We start from the raw sequence: 15,683 nt of genomic DNA, 5'->3' as shown, positions 1-15,683 counted from the left end.
CCGTGATTTGCCGGAACCCGTCGGATTCCGACTGTTAGCCGGAGGAGTCCGGCGAGAACGGGATCGATAGTTTTCGAACCACGAGCGATTTCCCGGGCTCAGTCGACCCATTCGACCGCGGCGGAGAGGTCCAGCGGTATCGACCCCTTCCGGTAGGCTTCGGTCCGGCCGTCGGGACGGGCGCGGAGGACGACCGCGGGCCGGTGACGGACGTCCGGGCGCGCGTCGCGGACCGCGGCCCAGTCGTCGTCCGGGAACGACGAGCAGTCGACGAACAGCGTCGCGCCGCCGCCGTGTGCCTCCAGCTGGCCGCTGGTCTTCGTCTCGACGGTGTCGCGGACGGCGGCGACCGGGCCGGACGCCGATCGCGTCGCCACCGGCTGTGGGCGGGTGACCTCGACGAGCGAGGCGGTCCCCGTGTCGGGGTCGGTCGCGCGGAAGTCGAGCGAGTGGCCGGTCGTCACCTCGATCTCGGGGGTGATCCCGTAGCCGGCGTCCGAGAGCAGCTTCGCGGCCGTGAACTCCGCGACGGTCGCGCTCATCCGGACGAGGTCCATCGACGTCGACGTGCCGAGCTTGCCCGCCATCGTCTCGCGGTAGTCGTCGAGGATCCCGGGCCGCAGGAGTCGCTCGACGTAGCCGGTCCCCTCCTCGCGGGTCGCGTCGGGGAAGCCGACGGCGTGGTCGCGGAAGAACGCCCGGGTGGTCTCGGCGCCGTCCTTCGAGCAGAACACCGGGAGGAAGAACCACGAGACGTGCGGGTAGTCGGCGAGCCACGGCTCGTCGTCGTGAAGGCCGGCGAGCAGCTCGCGTTGGGCCCACCGCGAGACGGGGTAGGGAACCTCGTCGAAGCCGTACTTCTCCGTCCGCCAGAGGTCGCTCGGCGTCTCCGTGTTGCCGAGCCAGTACCCGACCGGCCCCCCGGTCGCGCCCGCCGGTGGGTCGGGGTCGTCGTCGGTCCAACAGAACAGCGCCCACGAGCCGTCCCCCATGTCGAACCGTCGGGCCTCGTACCTGTCGGGCGGTTTGTACCACGGGTCGCTCGCGGTCGCGCCGAGGTTCTCGTCGAGCGGGCGTTCGATCCGCGAGCGGACCCGGTTCCGGTCCCATCGACCGGGCGCACGCCTGAATCGGAGCGGTTGTGCCACGGGCCCGCTACCGCGCGGCCCGGCTAAGGGTTTCCGGTGGATCGACCGAAGGACGGCGGTCGGCCGATTATATTTAAACAATCGTAAACGAATGTGGATCCGTCGACAGGTATATGTACAAGAGTTTCTAAGTGAAGATGTACCATGTCAATGGGTGCCTATGACGAAGCGGAACACGAGCGGCGTGAGCAGAAGACGAGTGCCGTCGACGCCGATTTCGACGCCGAGCGACCGGAGTATTCGGGCTCGCTCACGTACGACTCCGGCGACTCCGCGGAGGCACTCCTCGACAAGTTCCAGGAGATAAAGGGGGAGTGAGCGGTCGGACGTCTTTCTGCGGTTCGTTCGCCGCTTAGCGGCCGGTGAGGAGTATCGCAGTAGAACAGACGAGCGCGACGGCGAGCACGTGTCCCACGACAGCGCCGAGCAGGATCGGCTCCTCGAGGAGGAACGGGACCAGTCCCAGCTGTATCGTCGAGAAGGCGACGTTCTCCGCGTCGAGACGGCGAGCGATCGCGGCGTCCTCCGCGGACAGTTCGACGTGGACCGCCCGCCAGAGCGCGACGACCGCGCTCCACCAGGAGGTACCGATCCGGTAGGTGAGATCCCAGAGGACGAGCAGGGTGACGTACACGACCGGCGCGGGCGGACGCGCGCCGAACAGCCGTTCGAGCAACGCCCCGTCCCAGACGAAGAGGTACGTCACGAGCGCGATGAACGCGAGCACCCCCAACACGATCTCGATGCTCGACCCGAACAGCAACCGCTTGTGCTCCGGGGGGGTCGACAGCAACCGGTTCTTCGCGCCGAGCCGATGCATCTCGACGCTACCGATCGCGGCCACGACCACCGCGACCGTCCCCGCGATGACCGCGTTCCACAGCCCGTAGTACCAGCCGAGCACGAGGACGGCCGCCTCGAAGAGCACGAACTGGATGGCGACGGCGGTCCGTCGCGAGATCGAGAGTCCGGGGATCCCGCCGACGAGGCTCTCGTACACCCACGTCTCGCCGTAGCGCCGCCTCACGAGGAGGCCCCCGCCTCGGAGGCGACGGCTCCCCCTTCGTCGTCCGCCCCGGCGAGCGCGCGGGCGACCGCGAGGTCGAACGAGGTCAGTTCGAGGGGGATCAGCTCACGGATCCGGTCGTCCTCGGCGACGACCGTGTTTCGGAGCCCCTCGACGAGCGAGCGGGCGAGGTACGGGTCGACGTCGGTGACGAGCCGGAGCCATCGGGCGGAGAGCCCCGGACTCAACACGGGGGCCCGAACGATCCGGAGGTTGTGGCCGAACTGCCGGCGGGTCCGGCGGAGGATCTCCGCGTACGTCAACACCTCCGGACCGCCGATCTCGTAGGTGTTTCCGGCCGTCTCGGGAGTTTCGAGCGTTCCCACGAGGTAGGCCACCACGTCGTCGATCGCGATCGGCTGACAGGGCGTGTCGACCCACTTCGGCGTGACCATCACCGGGAGCCGGCTCGCCAGCCCGCGGATCACCTCGAAGCTGGCACTGCCCGCGCCGATCACGATCGCTGCCCGCAACGTCGTCAATGCGTACGATCCCTCCGCGAGGACGCGCTCGACCTCGCGGCGCGACCGGAGGTGCTCGGAGAGACCGTCGCGGTCCTCGCCGAGTCCGCCGAGGTAGACGACCCGGGAGACGCCGACTGCGGAGGCTGTCTCGGCGAAGTTGCGCGCGCAGTTCCGGTCGCGTTCCTCGTAGCCCGGGCCGCCGTCCATCGAGTGGACGAGGTAGTAGGCGGCGTCGACGGGCTCGCCGTCGATCCGGAACGCTGGCGGGAGCGTCTCCGGCTCCAGCAGGTCGCCCTCGACGACGCGGACGCCCGCCGGCGGGGAGTAGTCGTCCGCGTCGCGGACGATCGTGACGACCTCGTGGCCGCGCTCGAGGAGTGCCGGGACGAGTCGGCGTCCGACGAACCCGGTCGCACCGGTGACGAGAACACGCATACCGGGTAAAGGGCCGGTGCGACCATAAGCCCCCGCACAGGTCGCGGCGCCGAAGGCGGGTCGAGAGTCGTCGACGGGAGCGGCGACAACCGATCGGTAAAAGACCCTGGCCGTCCGCGGATCGGTATGAACGCTGGCGAGTTCGAGCCGGTACGCGGCGTGCCGGACCTCTACTTCCACGACGTGGGGATGTTCGACACCGACGGGTACGGGTCAGTGTACGTGTACGACGCCGAGCGTCCCGCCGTGATCGACACCGGGACCGGGGCGAACCGCGAGACGCTGTTCGAAACGATCGAGGCGATCGGGATCGGCCGAGAGGAGCTCGCGTGGATCCTCCCGACGCACGCGCACCTGGACCACGCCGGGGGGGCAGGACACCTGACAGTGCGGTACCCGGACGCCGAGGTCGCGCTCCCCGAGCGGGGAGTGCGGCACCTCGTCGACCCGGAGGCGCTCGTCGCCGGGACGAAGTCGGCGGTCCGCGACCAGTGGCAGTACTACGACGAGCCCGAACCCGTCCCCGAAGACCGGATCACCGGGCTCGCCGAGGGCGACCGGATCGACCTCGGCGATCGCGAACTCGTCGTCCACGAGGCCCCCGGTCACGCCCCCCACCACGCGGTGTATCACGACCCCGACGCCGGCGTCGTCTTCACCGCTGACGCGGCCGGGATCTACGTGCCCGAGGTCGACACGGTCCGCCAGACGTCGCCGCCGCCACAGTTCGACCTCGACCAGTGTCTCCGCGACCTCGAGACGATCGCCGACCTGGACCCCGCGTACCTCTGTTTCGGCCACTTCGGCCCGCGCGAGTACGATCGGCGGCTGATCGATGAGGCGAAGCGGGCGTACGTCGAGTGGGTCGAGGCGGTCCGGGCCAAACGCGAGGGGCTGGGCGACGACGAGGCGGTCATCGAGCACTTCGAGGAGGCGAGCACCGACATCGAGTTCTGGAACCCCGAGCGCGCCCGAGCCGAGGCGAACCTGAACGCCCGCGGCGTCCTGGCCTTCCTGGACCGGGGAGAAACGTCCTAAACCCCCCGTCGCCTAGGAGAGACCAACCGATGGGTATCTTCGATACGATCCGCGCCGTGCTCGGAACCAGCGCCGAGACGGACGCGACCCGCGAGGCCGACCCCGAGGACCTCTTCGGGATGTCGACGGCGTACATGACGATGGAGGCGGACCTCGGCTACGACCACGTCGGCGAGGCCGCGCTGTGTTTCTCCGGAGTCGACAGCACCCGCTTCGACGACGCCGTCTCGATGGTCGAGAATATCCTCGCAGCGGGCGAGATCGAGACCGGGACGGGCTTTCATCGCCACGAGGACGACCACGGCTACCACTGGTTCGTCCTCGAGGACGACGACCCCGAGGACCTCGTGACCAGCGTCCACTTCGCAGCCGACCAGTTCATCGAGGAGGGGTTCGGCTCGCGGCTCCTCGCGGCCGTCTTCGGCTTCGAGCGGGACGACAGTCGGGCGTACTGGATCTACTCGTTCCGACGCGGAGCCTACTACCCGTTCGCGCCGGACGGACCCGGCGACCGGAACCAACGTGTCGAGTTCAAGCTCCAGTCGGTCCTCGACGGGGAGCTGGGGCTCGAGGACGACGAGTCGTACTGGTACCCGCTGTGGCCCGACGTTCCCGGGCGGCATCCGTGGGAGTGATCGGATGGCCGAATCCGAGGGGCGGACGGACCGTTCCGACGGGTCGACGGGGAACACCTCCAAGCGGGCCCTCCGGATCGTGGCCGTCCAGGCGGCGGCTGTGAGCGCGGCAGCCCACCTGCTGTGGGCGTGGCCGCGGTTGTCCGACCCGGCCGACCCGCGACCGTACGTCCTCGTCCTCGCGGCCGCCTTCACCGCGGTCGTCGCAGCCGCGACGTTGCGGGCCGACGAGTACCGACGGCTGTACGCGCTCGGCGCGGGCACGCTCGCTGCGTCCCTCGTCGGCTACGTCGCCTGGCACGGCGGGGCGACGGTCCCGGCGCTCTCGGCCGACCCGCTGGCGATCGTCGGGAAGGCGGCCGAGGTCGTCGGCGCGATCGCGTTCCTGGGGCTCTATCGGCTCGCGCCGCCGACGAGCGTCGTCGTGGCCCGTCGAACGGGAGGTGCGTCGGACGGAGACGGAGCCGAACGCCCCGAGTCCGACGACGGCTGACCGACACGCCTTATTAGCCGAGCCCCGGATCGACGGTCGTGAGCGACACCTACCGCACGGTTGCGGGGCGTGCGACGGCGAGGTTCGAGGTCCGCGGATCGGAGTTCCTCGGCCACGTCGCGCCCGCCGACACCGTCGAGAAGGCCGAGGCGTTCGTCGAGGCCGTCAGGGACGAGTACGCGGACGCGACCCACAACGTGCCGGCCTACCGGGTTCCCGCGGCCGAGCCGTCCGAGCGGACCCCCGGGACGGACGTGATGCTCCGGGAGTACGGCGACGACGACGGCGAGCCGAGCGGCTCGGCGGGGAAGCCGGCGCTGAACGTCCTCGAAAAGCGGGACCTCCGCAACGTCGTGAGCGTGGTCACGCGCTACTACGGCGGGACGAACCTCGGCGTGGGCGGGCTCGCCCGCGCGTACTCCCGGGCGGTCAAGGACGCGGTCGACGAGGCGGGCGTGGTCGAGGAACGGCCACACCGCCGGCTGGTCGTGTCGACCGACTACGACGACTCCGGGACGGTCCGCGGCGTGATCGAGTCCACGGGCGTCGACTTCGACGCCGACTACGGCGAGCGGGCCCGCTTCGAGCTACGCGTGCCGGTGACCGACGTCGAGGCGTTGGTCGAACGGCTCAACGACGCGACGAGCGGGCGCGTCGAGATCGACCGTTGAACAGCGAGGATACGCCGAGCCGTATCGTGAGGTGGGATGGCGAACAGGCGACGCGGATCGTCGGATCGGAACGGGTCGGATCCCGCGGCGGGGCGTCGCGCTCCCGTCGAGTTCGCCGCGGACGGCGGTCAGGTCACGGCGGGACTGGCCGCGGTATCGGAAATAAAGCTCGGGGACGGGAGGCTAGGTGAACTTCCGGACGGTCATCTCGAGGGTGTCGAGGTCGAGGATCGGCGCGTAGCCGGCGTCGGGGTCGATGTTGACGGACTTCTGGAAGTCGGTCTGCGCCTGCCAGCAGCCGGAGTTGACCGCGAGCACGTCGTGGTACTTCCCCCAACCGAGCTTGTGGACGTGGCCGGTGTGGAACACGTCCGGCACGTCGTCGATCACGAGGTAGTCGCGCTCCTCCGGAGCCACGCGGGTGTGGCCGCCGAACTGCGGGGCGACGTGACGCTTCTTCAGGAGCTGGTACATCGCCTTGTGGGGCTCGTCGTAGCTGGCCTTCCCCTCGGGGAGTTCGGCGATGACCTCGTCGAGCGAGACGCCGTGGTACATCAACACGTCGACGCCCTCGACGGAGACCGTCGCGGGGTTCGAGACGATCTCGGCGTCGTGGACGTCCATGATAGAGCGGAGCTCGTCGTTGAACCCGGGTTGTGGCTCCGCGAGCCGAACGGCGTCGTGGTTGCCGGGGATCATCACGATCTCGGTGTCGGCGGGGACCTCCTTGAGGTACTCCGCGAACAGCTCGTACTGCTCGTAGATGTCGACGACGTCGAGCTCCTCGTCCTGGTCGGGATAGACGCCCACGCCCTCGACCATGTCGCCCGCGATGAGCAGGTACTCGACGGGTCCTGCCTCCGACGTGTGGAGCCAGTCGGTAAAGCGGCTCCAGGCGTCGGCGACGAACTCCTGGCTGCCGACGTGGACGTCGGAGATCAGCGCGGCCTGGACGTGGCGGTCAGCCCCCCCGGTGACGCGAGTGCGCGGGATATCCGGAAAGTGGAGCGAGTCCGCGAAGAGGATCCCCGAGTCGTCGGCGAGCGTTCCCTCCACCGCGAGACACTCGTCCATGAGGATCTCGTCGACGACGTCGGCGAGCCCCTTGTCCTTCATCACGAGCGCGGGGAACGTCCCGGTGGTGTCCTCGAGTTCGATCAGCCAATGGCCCGACTTGGTGGAGCGCACGTCGTTGACCAGGCCGATCATCGCGGCGTCGCTGCCGCCGGGCATGTCGGCGATCGCCTCGGCCGGCCGGTGGTTGACGCGGCCGCGCAACAGCCCGGAGAGCCGTTCGTAGCGGTCGCGGAACGTCCGGACGAAGTCGGCGTACTCGCCGGTCCCCGTGCTGTGGCCGGTCATGTCGTTGCCGACCTCGAGCTCGCGACGGGACGGGTCCCGGTCGTGAGACGTCCCCCCGTGCTCGTCCGAACCGTCGAGGGGCGCGGGACCCGCCGCGCCGACAGACGGCGGGTCGGACGGGTCGCCCGTCTCGCCGTCGTCGGTCCGACCGACCCGGGCGGTCCCCGTGTCGACCGCTGACCCCTTCGTTTCGACTGGAGATCGGTCGGGTTCAGCGGGTTTCGCCGTCGATCCGGCGGTCGTAGTGGTCGCGGCGGCTTCCCGGTCGTCGAGGGCCACCCGGACGTGTTCGGTCGTGACTCGGAGCGCGTCGTCGGGCGCAACCTCCACCACAGCCTCGATCGCCGCAGTGGGGTCGTCGGCGCCGGCGAGGAGGGTCACGGCCTCGCGTTCGGCGTTGTACCCGCGGCTGGCGAGTTCGCCCACGATTCGTGCGTTCGACTCCAGCGGCACGGGCCGAGGGAGGGGGGAACGGACCAAAACGGTTCCGGAGCGGGCGCCGTCCGGGACGGCGAGCCCGCTACCGGTCCCGCTCGAACCCGGCAACGAACGTCGCCTCCGCGACCGAGAGGACCGTCGGGCGGCCGTGCGGACACGCGAACGGGCGTTCACACTCGTCGAGCCGATCGAGTAACGCACGGATCGCCGAGCGGTCGATCGCGTCGCCCCGCTTCAGCGAGGGATGGCACGCCAGGTCGGCCAAGAGTCGCTCGCGGGCGTCCCGCGGCGTCTCGCCCGCCGACAGCGTCGCGAGGGCGTCGCGCAGGGCCGCCGGGTCCACGGTCCGGCCGAACGGAGCCGGGACCGTCCGAACCCGGACCGTCCCGCCGCCAAACGGTTCGGTCTCGAACCCGAGCGCGTCGAGCGTCTCGGCGTGCGCCTCCGCGGCCACGGCCTCCCCGGCCGACAGGGACAGCGTCGCCGGCGGGTCGACGACGGCGGTGGGAACGGGGTCGTCCGCGAACGCGCGGGCGAGCCGCTCGTAGTTCACGCGCTCGTGGGCGGCGTGGGCGTCGATAACGAGCAGTTCGTCGCCCGACTCGACGAGCGCGTAGAGGTCGCGGAACGTCCCGATCGGCTCCGCGTCCGCGAACGTCCCCGCACGGGCGCCGTCCGCCTCCCCGACCGGGGCGAGCGCGGTCTCGAGGTCGGTCGCGACGTCCGCCTTTCGCCGGAGGTCCGCGCCGGTGAGCGCGTCCGCGACGACCGACTCGACCGCGTCGGCGACCGCGCCGGCGTCGCGGAGCCCCACCTCGCGTTTCGCCGGGTGGACGTTCGGGTCGACGCGTCCGGGCGGGACCGCGACGTCGACGGCAGTGACCGGCTCTCTGCCGTCCGGGAGTAGCCGACCGTATCCCGCCCGTACCGCGCCCGCGAGCCCGTCGGCGCGCACGGGGCGGCCGTTGACCGAGACCCGGAGGTGGTCGCTGCCGGCACGGGTGACGGAGGGGTACGCGAGCGCGCCGGAGACGCCGACGTCGACCGTTTCCCCCGTGTTGCCGTCGACCGCCCCGCCTTCGTCGGCGTCGACCGCCCCGCCCCCGTCGACGTCGACCGTGACGCTCGCCGACACCTCGGTCGACCTGCTCGCCGTCTCCCGGTCGTAGACGCCGAACAGGGCGTCGGTGACGCCGGTTCCGGGCGTCGACAGCGTCGTCGATCCGTCGTGTTCGAGCGTGAAGGCGACGTCCGGGTTCGCGAGCGCGTAGTCGGCGACCAGTCGGGAGGTCCGCACGAACTCCGCGCGCGTGCCGGCGAGCGACTCCCGCCGAGCCGGGCGGGTCGAGAACAGGTCGCGGACGACGACGGTCGTCCCGCGGGCGCGGCCGGCGTCGCTCACCTCGGGTTCGGCGTCCGCACCGCTCCGCGGGCCGACGGCGACCCGCGTCCCGACCGCGCCGCCGTCGTTGGTCGTCACCTCGAGGCGCGCGGCGTCGGCGACCGCCGCGAGCGCCTCGCCGCGAAACCCGAGCGAGGCGACGCCCACCGGGTCGCCGTCGGGCGCGAGCTTGCTCGTCGCGTGTCGCTCGACCGCGAGCCGGGCGTCCGCGCGGTCCATCCCGTGGCCGTCGTCCGCGACCCGGATCCGGTCCGTGCCGTCGCCGTCGACCGCGACCTCGACCCGGGAGGCGTCGGCGTCGAGCGCGTTGTCGACCAGTTCGGCGACGACCCGCGCGGGCCGGGTGATCACCTCGCCGGCGGCGATCCGGTCCACGGTGGCCGGGGCGAGCCGGCGGACGCGGGCGTCCCCGACGTCGCTGTCGTCGCCTTCGGGACCGGTTCCACTGCCACGCTCAACGGTCATCGTTTTCGAGCCGGTTCTGAAGGTCGTGAAGGGCGTTCAGCGCCTCGATCGGGGTGGTGCGCGCGAGGTCCAGGTCGCGCAACTCCGCGGCGACCGACGGGGGGAGGTCGCCCGTCGCGTCGGCGGCCGGCTCCGCCTCGGGGTCCGCGTCGGACTCCACGTCGGAACCGGCAGTGGGAGCGTCCGCCGACTCGATCGCCGGGAGGTCCTCGGACTCCTCCTCGAGGAACTCGCGGAGCGAGACGTCCACCGCGTCGAGGTCGGGGTCGGATCCGTCGTCGAGGGCCGTATCGGCGGGGGAGTCGGCGGAGCCGCCGTATTCCGCCTCGGCGACGAGGTCGCGCGAGCGCTCGACGACGGGGGCGGGCACGCCGGCCAGTTCGGCCACCTCGACCCCGTACGACGAGGAGGACGCGCCGGGGACGACCCGGTGGAGGAACGTCACCTCGCCGTCCTCGCGGGTGGCGGTGAAGTGGAGGTTGAACGCGCGCTCGCGCTCGGCGGCGAGGTCCGTGAGGTCGTGGTAGTGGGTGGCAAACAGCGTCGTCGCCCCCAGCTCGTCGTGGACGAACTCCGCGGCTGCGCGGGCGATGGCGCGCCCGTCGGTGGTGGCGGTGCCGCGGCCGACCTCGTCCAAGAGGACGAGCGAGTCGGGGCCGGCGTCGTGGAGGATCTCCGTCAGCTCGCTCATCTCGCGCATGAACGTCGACTGGCCGCCGGCGATGTCGTCGGAGGCGCCCACGCGCGTGAACAGCCGGGAGAAGACGGGGAGCCGGGCCGTCTGCGCCGGGACGAACGAGCCGACCTGCGCGAGCACGACGGCGAGCGCCACCGCCCGCATGTACGTCGACTTCCCGCTCATGTTCGGTCCCGTGATCACCGCGACCGACCCCCGCGGGAGGTCCGCGTCGTTCGGCACGAACGACTCCTCGGTCCGCTCGACGACCGGGTGCCGGCCGCCCTCGATCTCGATCCCCGCCTCGGGGTCGTCGACGACCGCGGGGCGGACGTAGTCGTTCGCGACGGCGACCGCTGCGAGCGACGCCAGCGCGTCCAGTTCGCCGAGCGCGTCCGCGAGCGCCTGGACCCGCTCGGTCTCCGCTGCGACCCGGTCGCGGACCTCGACGAACAGCTCGTACTCCAGGGCGTCCGCGCGTTCGGCCGCCCCGACGATCTCCTCCTCGCGCTCCTTCAGCGCGGGCGTGTAGTACCGCTCGCTGTTCTTCAGCGTCTGGCGGCGGCGGTAGTCGTCGGGCACCCGATCGAGGTTGGCGTCGGTCACCTCGATGTAGTAGCCGTGGACCCGGTTGTGACCGACCGACAGCGAGTCGATCCCGGTGCGCTCGCGTTCGCGCGCCTCCAGGTCGGCGACCCACTCGCGACCCGCCCGCTCGGTCGATCGGAGGTCGTCGAGGTCGTCGTCGAACCCCTCGCGGATCACGCCACCCTCGGTGATCTCCTGGGGCGGATCGGCCGCGATCGCCGAGTCGATCAGATCGCGGACCTCGCCGAGTTCGTCAAGCCGGTCGCGGAGGGCGCGGAGGTGGTCGGTCCGGGGGTCGGCGACTCCAGCGTCGTCCCCCGCCGCGCCCGAGAGCGTCGCCTTCAGCTCGGGCACGACCGCGAGCGTGGCGTACAGCGACCGGAGGTCGCGGGCGTCCGCGCGACCGCGGGAGACCCGGCCGACGAGCCGTTCGAGGTCGTAGGCGGTCGCGAGCGCGTCCGCGATCCCCTCACGGACGAGCGTCCGGTCCGCGAGTTCGCCCACCGCGTCGTGGCGCGAGCGGATCGCCTCGGCGTCGACGAGGGGCCGCCGGAGCCACCGCTCGAGACACCGCCGGCCGAGCGCACAGTTCGTCGAATCGAGGACGTCGAACAGCGTGTCGCTCGCGCCGAGCCCGCGGTTCTCGAAGAGTTCGAGGCTGCGCTGTGCCGCCGCGTCGAGCCGTAGCCGGTCGCGGGGGTCGTACCGCCGGACCCGCGAGACGTACTCGAGCGGGCCGTCGTCCCCCTGCGTGTACTCCGCGTACGCCAACACCGCGCCCGCTGCGCGAAGCTCCGCGTCGCAGGCGAACCGCCGCTCGGGCGCCGGGACGTACGGCTCCAGCCGACCGATCGCGGCCGAGCGCTCGAAGACGGCGGGGTCGTGACCGTGGACCGTCCGGTCCGGGTCGCCGGCAGTGGGATCGAAGTCCGGGCGGTCGGCATCGACGACCCCGGGGCCGACGATCACCTCCGCGGGCGCGATCCGGTCGAGTTCCTCGCCGACGGTGGCCGGATCACCCGCGGTGACGAGACACTCGCCGGTGGCGACGTCGACGGCAGCGAGCCCGAGCGTCGGGGCCGTGTCGCGGTCGGTCCCGGACGCCTCCCGCTCGACGGTCACCGCTGCGACGTAGTTGGTCGTCCCCGACTCCAGGAGGTCGTCCTCGACGACGGTCCCCGGCGTGATCACCTCCGTCACGGCGCGGTCGACGAGCCCGGAGGCTGCCTCGGCGTCCTCGACCTGGTCGCCGATCGCGACGCGGTAGCCCGCGTCGAGCAACGCCTCGAGGTAGGAGCCGGCGTTGTCGATGGGGATCCCCGCCATCGGGTAGTCGCCGGTCGAGTCGGAGCGCTCGGTGAGCGTGACTTCGCACACGCGCGCGACGGCCTCGGCGGCCTCGCAGAACGCCTCGTAGAAGTCGCCGACCTGGAAGAGGACGAGGGCGTCCTCGTGGGCAGCACACAGCTCCGCGTACTGTGAGAGCATCGGCGTGAGCTCCTCGCGGGCTGTCGCGATCCCGGGCGGAACCCCCGTAACCGTCTCCCGGTCCGCCGTTGACATACCCGCAACCGGGTCGTCCGCAAGTATAAACGACACGGACCGACGGGTGGAGCGGCGCTCGAGACGAACCGAGGGTGTAATCGAACGGTTCAGACACCAGACACAGGATCCGTTTAAATCAGCCCAAAGAACGAGCGATCGCGGTGGCGCGCCTCCGAGCGCCCGATAGGGCGCGAGGAGCCCGCGAGGTCGCCGGCGCTTCGCGCCGGCTGCCAGAGGGACCTTCGGTCCCTCGCTGGACGCGGCGAGCGAAGCGAGTCGCGAGGCTGGGGAGGTGTGAGGTGCGGTGCGGGGCTGTGCGGGGTGGGACTCAAAGGGGCAGGCGCGAGGCGGGCGCAGGCGACGTAAGCACCGCAGGGAGCGAACGGAGTGAGCGACTGAGGAGCACAACGAGCGTGCGCCCGCCTCGCGGCTGGGGCTTTGGCGGTGTTCTCCGAAGTCGTACTCGCTGCTCTGTAGTACCGAGCGGCTGGGGCTTTGGCGGTGTTCTCCGAAGTCGCCTTTACCGCGCCAGCAACGATCCTCCTCCGTTCACACCGATATCGATCGGGATCCCCGTTCCAGTAGCGGCGATGACGGGGGAGTCCCGCCCGGGAGCCTTACAGTTCTGGAACCCCCAGTGCGACCGTGACGAACAGCACCGTCCTCGTGGGAATAACTGCGACGTTCGTCGGGCTGACGGCGCTCCTCGTCGTCGCCGGCGTCGTCGTCAACCCGCTGTTGTTGGCGGTCGCCGTCCCGTTCGGGGTGGCGGCGTACCTCATGTGGTTCCACGCCAGCGGCCGGCTCCGCGAGCGGGTGCGCCGCGAGGCCGACCGGATCGGGCCGACGGAGCGCGAGCGCGCGCGACAGCGCGCCCGCGCCGGTGAGAACCGCCGCGACGCGTATCGCAGTGCCGGAGCCGGCGGACGGACTGGGACCGACGCATCGCGGTCCGGACGCTTCGGGAACGGCTCCCGCGACCCCCGTGACCGGGCACCCTCCACGCGGGCGATGTCCGAGCGGGAGGCGTACGCGACGCTGGACCTCGACCCGAGCGCCGACCGCGAGACCGTCCGCTCCACGTACCGCGAGCGGGCGAAACGGCTCCACCCCGACGCAGAGGACGGCGACGAGGAGGCGTTCAAGGAGCTGAACCGCGCCTACGAGGTCCTCCGGGGCTGATGGGGCAGGGGCCGACGGGGCGGGAGCGATCGGAGCGACCGCGTCAGACGTACTCGGCGAGGCGGGCCTCCGCCGCCTCGAACTCCTCGCGGGTGTTGACGTTCGTGAAGGTGTGTTCCGTCGTCCGCTCGCGGATCGTCGCGTCGTCGACGCGGACGACCGACAGCTCCTCGACGGCTGCGAGGACCTTCCCGTCGCCGCGGGCGAGCGCCCGGTCGCAGGCGGCCGTCGTCGCGTCGGCGCGGTAGACCGCCTGCGTCGTCTGGAACCACCGGTCGTCGAGCCGGGGGATCGCCGCGTCGGCGTCGGCGACAGCCGCGTCGGCGAACAGCGTCGCTGCGAACGACGGGTCGACGAACGGGACGTCGCAGGCGACGACGAGCGCGTACTCGCCGGGGGTAGCCCGGCAGGCGTTGCGGATCCCCGCGAGCGGCCCGCGGTCGGGCTCGTCGTCGAGCGCCCACCGGGTCGGGAGGGGATACCCGTCCAACGCCTCCGCGATCGCCTCGCGCTGGTCCGGCCGACAGTTCACGACGAGGTCGTCGACGACCGGGTCACAGCCGGCGGCCCGCGACGCGCCCGGCGGGACCGGGTCGTCGACGCCCGCCAGTCGGTCGGCGACCCGACGGATCATCGGAACCCCGCCGAGTTCGGCGACGGATTTGTCCGCGTCGCCGAAGCGCGTCGACCGCCCGCCCGCGATGATGGCTCCGGTCGGCATGCGTGAGTCCTCGCGGGCGACCGTCTTCGAGTTTGCGGTGACGTTTCGAGTTTGTGGTGACGTTTCGAGTTTGTGGTGAGGCGTCCCGGTCGACACGGCGAGGGACCGACGACCGCGACGCTCGGAACCGCGCCGATCGACGGCCGGTATTCCGCCGAAAGCGACCCGTTAAGTGGCCCGCGATCCTACCGATCGATATGCCCGAGCCTACGGATCTGGAGGAACTGAAGCGGGGCACCGAGCTCGTCAAGCGCGGCTTCGCGCGGATGCAGAAGGGGGGCGTCATCATGGACGTCGTCACCCGCGAGCAGGCCCGCATCGCGGAGGACGCCGGCGCGGTCGCGGTGATGGCGCTGGAGGCCGTCCCGGCCGACATCCGAAAGCGCGGCGGCGTCGCCCGGATGCCCGACCCCGCGAACGTCACCGAGATCATCGACGAGGTCTCCATCCCCGTGATGGGAAAATCGCGGATCGGTCACCGCAAGGAGGCGGAGATCCTCGAGTCGCTCGGCGTCGACATGATCGACGAGAGCGAGGTGCTCACGCCCGCCGACGACGAGTACCACACCGACAAGCGCGATTTCGCCTCGCCGTTCGTCTGCGGCGCACGGGACCTGCCGGAGGCGCTCCGGCGGATCCGCGAGGGCGCGGCCATGATCCGCACGAAGGGCGAGGCCGGCACCGGGGACGTCAACCAGGCGGTCAAACACCAGCGCACGATCAAAAACCAGATCCGGACGCTTTCGGGACTCAACCACGAGGAGCGCGAGAAGTGGGCCCGCGAGCACGGCGCACCCCGCGACCTGGTCCATGAGACCGCCGACCTCGGTCGGCTCCCGGTCGTCAACTTCGCGGCCGGCGGGATCGCGACGCCCGCGGACGCCGCGCTAATGATGTACCACGGCTGTGACGGCATCTTCGTCGGCTCCGGCATCTTCGGCGCGGAGGACCCCGTCGAGATGGGCAACGCGATCGTCGAGGCCGTCAACAACTGGGACGACCCCGACGAGCTCGCCGCCATCGCCACCGGGATCGGCAAGGGGATGAAAGGGCAGTCGAACGAGTCGCTGCCCGAAGCGGAGAAGCTCCAGGGCCGCGGCGTCTAGATCGGGAGACGGACGCCGTACGCGGGAAGTGCCGGAGAACTGTTCTCAGCAGGGTTTCGCTTCGTGTTTTCAGAGCAAGAGAACCAATGACCGAGTTGCGGTGGCGTCGCCGGCGCTTCGCGCCGGCTTCAAGCGAGAGCGTCGCTCTCGCCCTGCGCCTGCGAGCGCCCCACCGGGGCGCGAGCAGCCCGCGAGGGACGCTGTGAACGAAGTGAGCAGCGAGGCTGGGGAGGCGTGAGGTGCGGTTG

Annotated in this window: 14 protein-coding genes; 7 read left to right on the top strand and 7 right to left on the bottom strand. The window is 71.1% G+C overall.

What is annotated here, in order from left to right:
- Positions 1–98: 98 nt before the first annotated feature.
- Entirely contained in the window at positions 99–1,148 is a 1,050-nt protein-coding gene (locus tag DQW50_RS10900; RefSeq protein WP_112079306.1) for a DUF5784 family protein, read from the bottom strand.
- A gap of 150 nt (positions 1,149–1,298) precedes the next feature.
- Between DQW50_RS10900 and DQW50_RS17870 the strand changes: the two genes are divergently transcribed.
- Positions 1,299–1,466 carry a DUF5786 family protein gene (locus tag DQW50_RS17870; RefSeq protein ID WP_241964399.1) on the top strand — a complete coding sequence of 56 codons (168 nt, stop codon included), beginning with the start codon at positions 1,299–1,301 and terminating at the stop codon, positions 1,464–1,466.
- A 34-nt stretch (positions 1,467–1,500) separates the two neighbouring features.
- Here the strand turns inward: DQW50_RS17870 and DQW50_RS10895 are convergent, their stop codons facing one another.
- Together DQW50_RS10895 and DQW50_RS10890 are read right to left on the bottom strand one after the other, a co-directional pair.
- Positions 1,501–2,175: a hypothetical protein gene (locus tag DQW50_RS10895; protein WP_112079305.1), complete on the bottom strand. Its 675-nt coding sequence runs from the start codon at positions 2,173–2,175 to the stop codon at positions 1,501–1,503.
- Positions 2,172–3,113 carry an NAD(P)H-binding protein gene (locus DQW50_RS10890; RefSeq protein WP_112079304.1) on the bottom strand — a complete coding sequence of 314 codons (942 nt, stop codon included), beginning with the start codon at positions 3,111–3,113 and terminating at the stop codon, positions 2,172–2,174. Before DQW50_RS10890 ends, DQW50_RS10895 begins: the two co-directional genes overlap by 4 nt.
- A 126-nt stretch (positions 3,114–3,239) precedes the next feature.
- Between DQW50_RS10890 and DQW50_RS10885 the strand changes: the two genes are divergently transcribed.
- Genes DQW50_RS10885 through DQW50_RS10870 form a run of 4 tightly spaced genes read left to right on the top strand, consistent with a single transcriptional unit; the run spans position 3,240 to position 5,950 of the window.
- On the top strand, positions 3,240–4,151 hold the full coding sequence (locus DQW50_RS10885) for an MBL fold metallo-hydrolase (RefSeq protein WP_112079303.1): 912 nt from the start codon (positions 3,240–3,242) through the stop codon (positions 4,149–4,151).
- 29 nt (positions 4,152–4,180) lie between these two features.
- Positions 4,181–4,786 carry a hypothetical protein gene (locus DQW50_RS10880; RefSeq protein WP_112079302.1) on the top strand — a complete coding sequence of 202 codons (606 nt, stop codon included), beginning with the start codon at positions 4,181–4,183 and terminating at the stop codon, positions 4,784–4,786.
- Between the two features lie 4 nt (positions 4,787–4,790).
- Complete coding sequence (locus tag DQW50_RS10875) at positions 4,791–5,279, top strand: hypothetical protein (RefSeq protein WP_112079301.1); 489 nt, start codon at positions 4,791–4,793, stop codon at positions 5,277–5,279.
- Positions 5,280–5,317: 38 nt separating this feature from the next.
- On the top strand, positions 5,318–5,950 hold the full coding sequence (locus DQW50_RS10870; RefSeq protein WP_112079300.1) for a YigZ family protein: 633 nt from the start codon (positions 5,318–5,320) through the stop codon (positions 5,948–5,950).
- A 183-nt stretch (positions 5,951–6,133) separates the two neighbouring features.
- Here DQW50_RS10870 and DQW50_RS10865 read toward each other — a convergent pair whose 3' ends face one another.
- The 3 genes from DQW50_RS10865 to mutS all read right to left on the bottom strand — a co-directional run bounded on the left by DQW50_RS10865 (position 6,134) and on the right by mutS (position 12,444).
- A complete protein-coding gene (locus DQW50_RS10865; protein WP_112079299.1) occupies positions 6,134–7,765 on the bottom strand; it encodes a DNA-directed DNA polymerase II small subunit in 1,632 nt (543 codons plus the stop codon).
- A 67-nt stretch (positions 7,766–7,832) separates the two neighbouring features.
- Entirely contained in the window at positions 7,833–9,617 is a 1,785-nt protein-coding gene (gene mutL / locus DQW50_RS10860) for a DNA mismatch repair endonuclease MutL (RefSeq protein WP_112079298.1), read from the bottom strand.
- Positions 9,607–12,444 carry a DNA mismatch repair protein MutS gene (gene mutS / locus DQW50_RS10855; RefSeq protein ID WP_112079297.1) on the bottom strand — a complete coding sequence of 946 codons (2,838 nt, stop codon included), beginning with the start codon at positions 12,442–12,444 and terminating at the stop codon, positions 9,607–9,609. Before mutS ends, mutL begins: the two co-directional genes overlap by 11 nt.
- A 627-nt stretch (positions 12,445–13,071) precedes the next feature.
- Between mutS and DQW50_RS10850 the strand changes: the two genes are divergently transcribed.
- A complete protein-coding gene (locus tag DQW50_RS10850; RefSeq protein WP_112079296.1) occupies positions 13,072–13,608 on the top strand; it encodes a J domain-containing protein in 537 nt (178 codons plus the stop codon).
- A gap of 43 nt (positions 13,609–13,651) precedes the next feature.
- Here DQW50_RS10850 and DQW50_RS10845 read toward each other — a convergent pair whose 3' ends face one another.
- Positions 13,652–14,329 (bottom strand): molybdenum cofactor guanylyltransferase, encoded by a 678-nt coding sequence (locus DQW50_RS10845; RefSeq protein ID WP_112079295.1) that lies wholly within the window; start codon positions 14,327–14,329, stop codon positions 13,652–13,654.
- Between the two features lie 197 nt (positions 14,330–14,526).
- On the opposite strand from DQW50_RS10845, the gene pdxS reads away from it, so the two are divergent.
- Positions 14,527–15,435: a pyridoxal 5'-phosphate synthase lyase subunit PdxS gene (gene pdxS / locus DQW50_RS10840; RefSeq protein ID WP_112079294.1), complete on the top strand. Its 909-nt coding sequence runs from the start codon at positions 14,527–14,529 to the stop codon at positions 15,433–15,435.
- The last annotated feature ends 248 nt before the right edge of the window (positions 15,436–15,683 follow it).

Origin of the sequence: Halorubrum sp. 48-1-W (assembly GCF_003287355.1) — an archaeon.
In the GTDB taxonomy this organism is placed as follows: Archaea; Halobacteriota; Halobacteria; order Halobacteriales; family Haloferacaceae; genus Halorubrum.
Note: the sequence above shows the minus strand (reverse complement) of the source record. Positions and strands in the feature narration are given on the sequence as shown.

Excerpts from the sequence above, each read along its gene's own strand:
- DQW50_RS17870 (WP_241964399.1), top strand. The coding sequence starts at position 1,299 with ATGGGTGCCTATGACGAAGCGGAACACGAGCGGCGTGAGCAGAAGACG.
- DQW50_RS10890 (WP_112079304.1), bottom strand. The coding sequence starts at position 3,113 with ATGCGTGTTCTCGTCACCGGTGCGACCGGGTTCGTCGGACGCCGACTC.
- DQW50_RS10885 (WP_112079303.1), top strand. The coding sequence starts at position 3,240 with ATGAACGCTGGCGAGTTCGAGCCGGTACGCGGCGTGCCGGACCTCTAC.
- DQW50_RS10880 (WP_112079302.1), top strand. The coding sequence starts at position 4,181 with ATGGGTATCTTCGATACGATCCGCGCCGTGCTCGGAACCAGCGCCGAG.
- DQW50_RS10875 (WP_112079301.1), top strand. The coding sequence starts at position 4,791 with ATGGCCGAATCCGAGGGGCGGACGGACCGTTCCGACGGGTCGACGGGG.
- mutL (WP_112079298.1), bottom strand. The coding sequence starts at position 9,617 with ATGACCGTTGAGCGTGGCAGTGGAACCGGTCCCGAAGGCGACGACAGC.
- mutS (WP_112079297.1), bottom strand. The coding sequence starts at position 12,444 with ATGTCAACGGCGGACCGGGAGACGGTTACGGGGGTTCCGCCCGGGATC.
- DQW50_RS10845 (WP_112079295.1), bottom strand. The coding sequence starts at position 14,329 with ATGCCGACCGGAGCCATCATCGCGGGCGGGCGGTCGACGCGCTTCGGC.
- pdxS (WP_112079294.1), top strand. The coding sequence starts at position 14,527 with ATGCCCGAGCCTACGGATCTGGAGGAACTGAAGCGGGGCACCGAGCTC.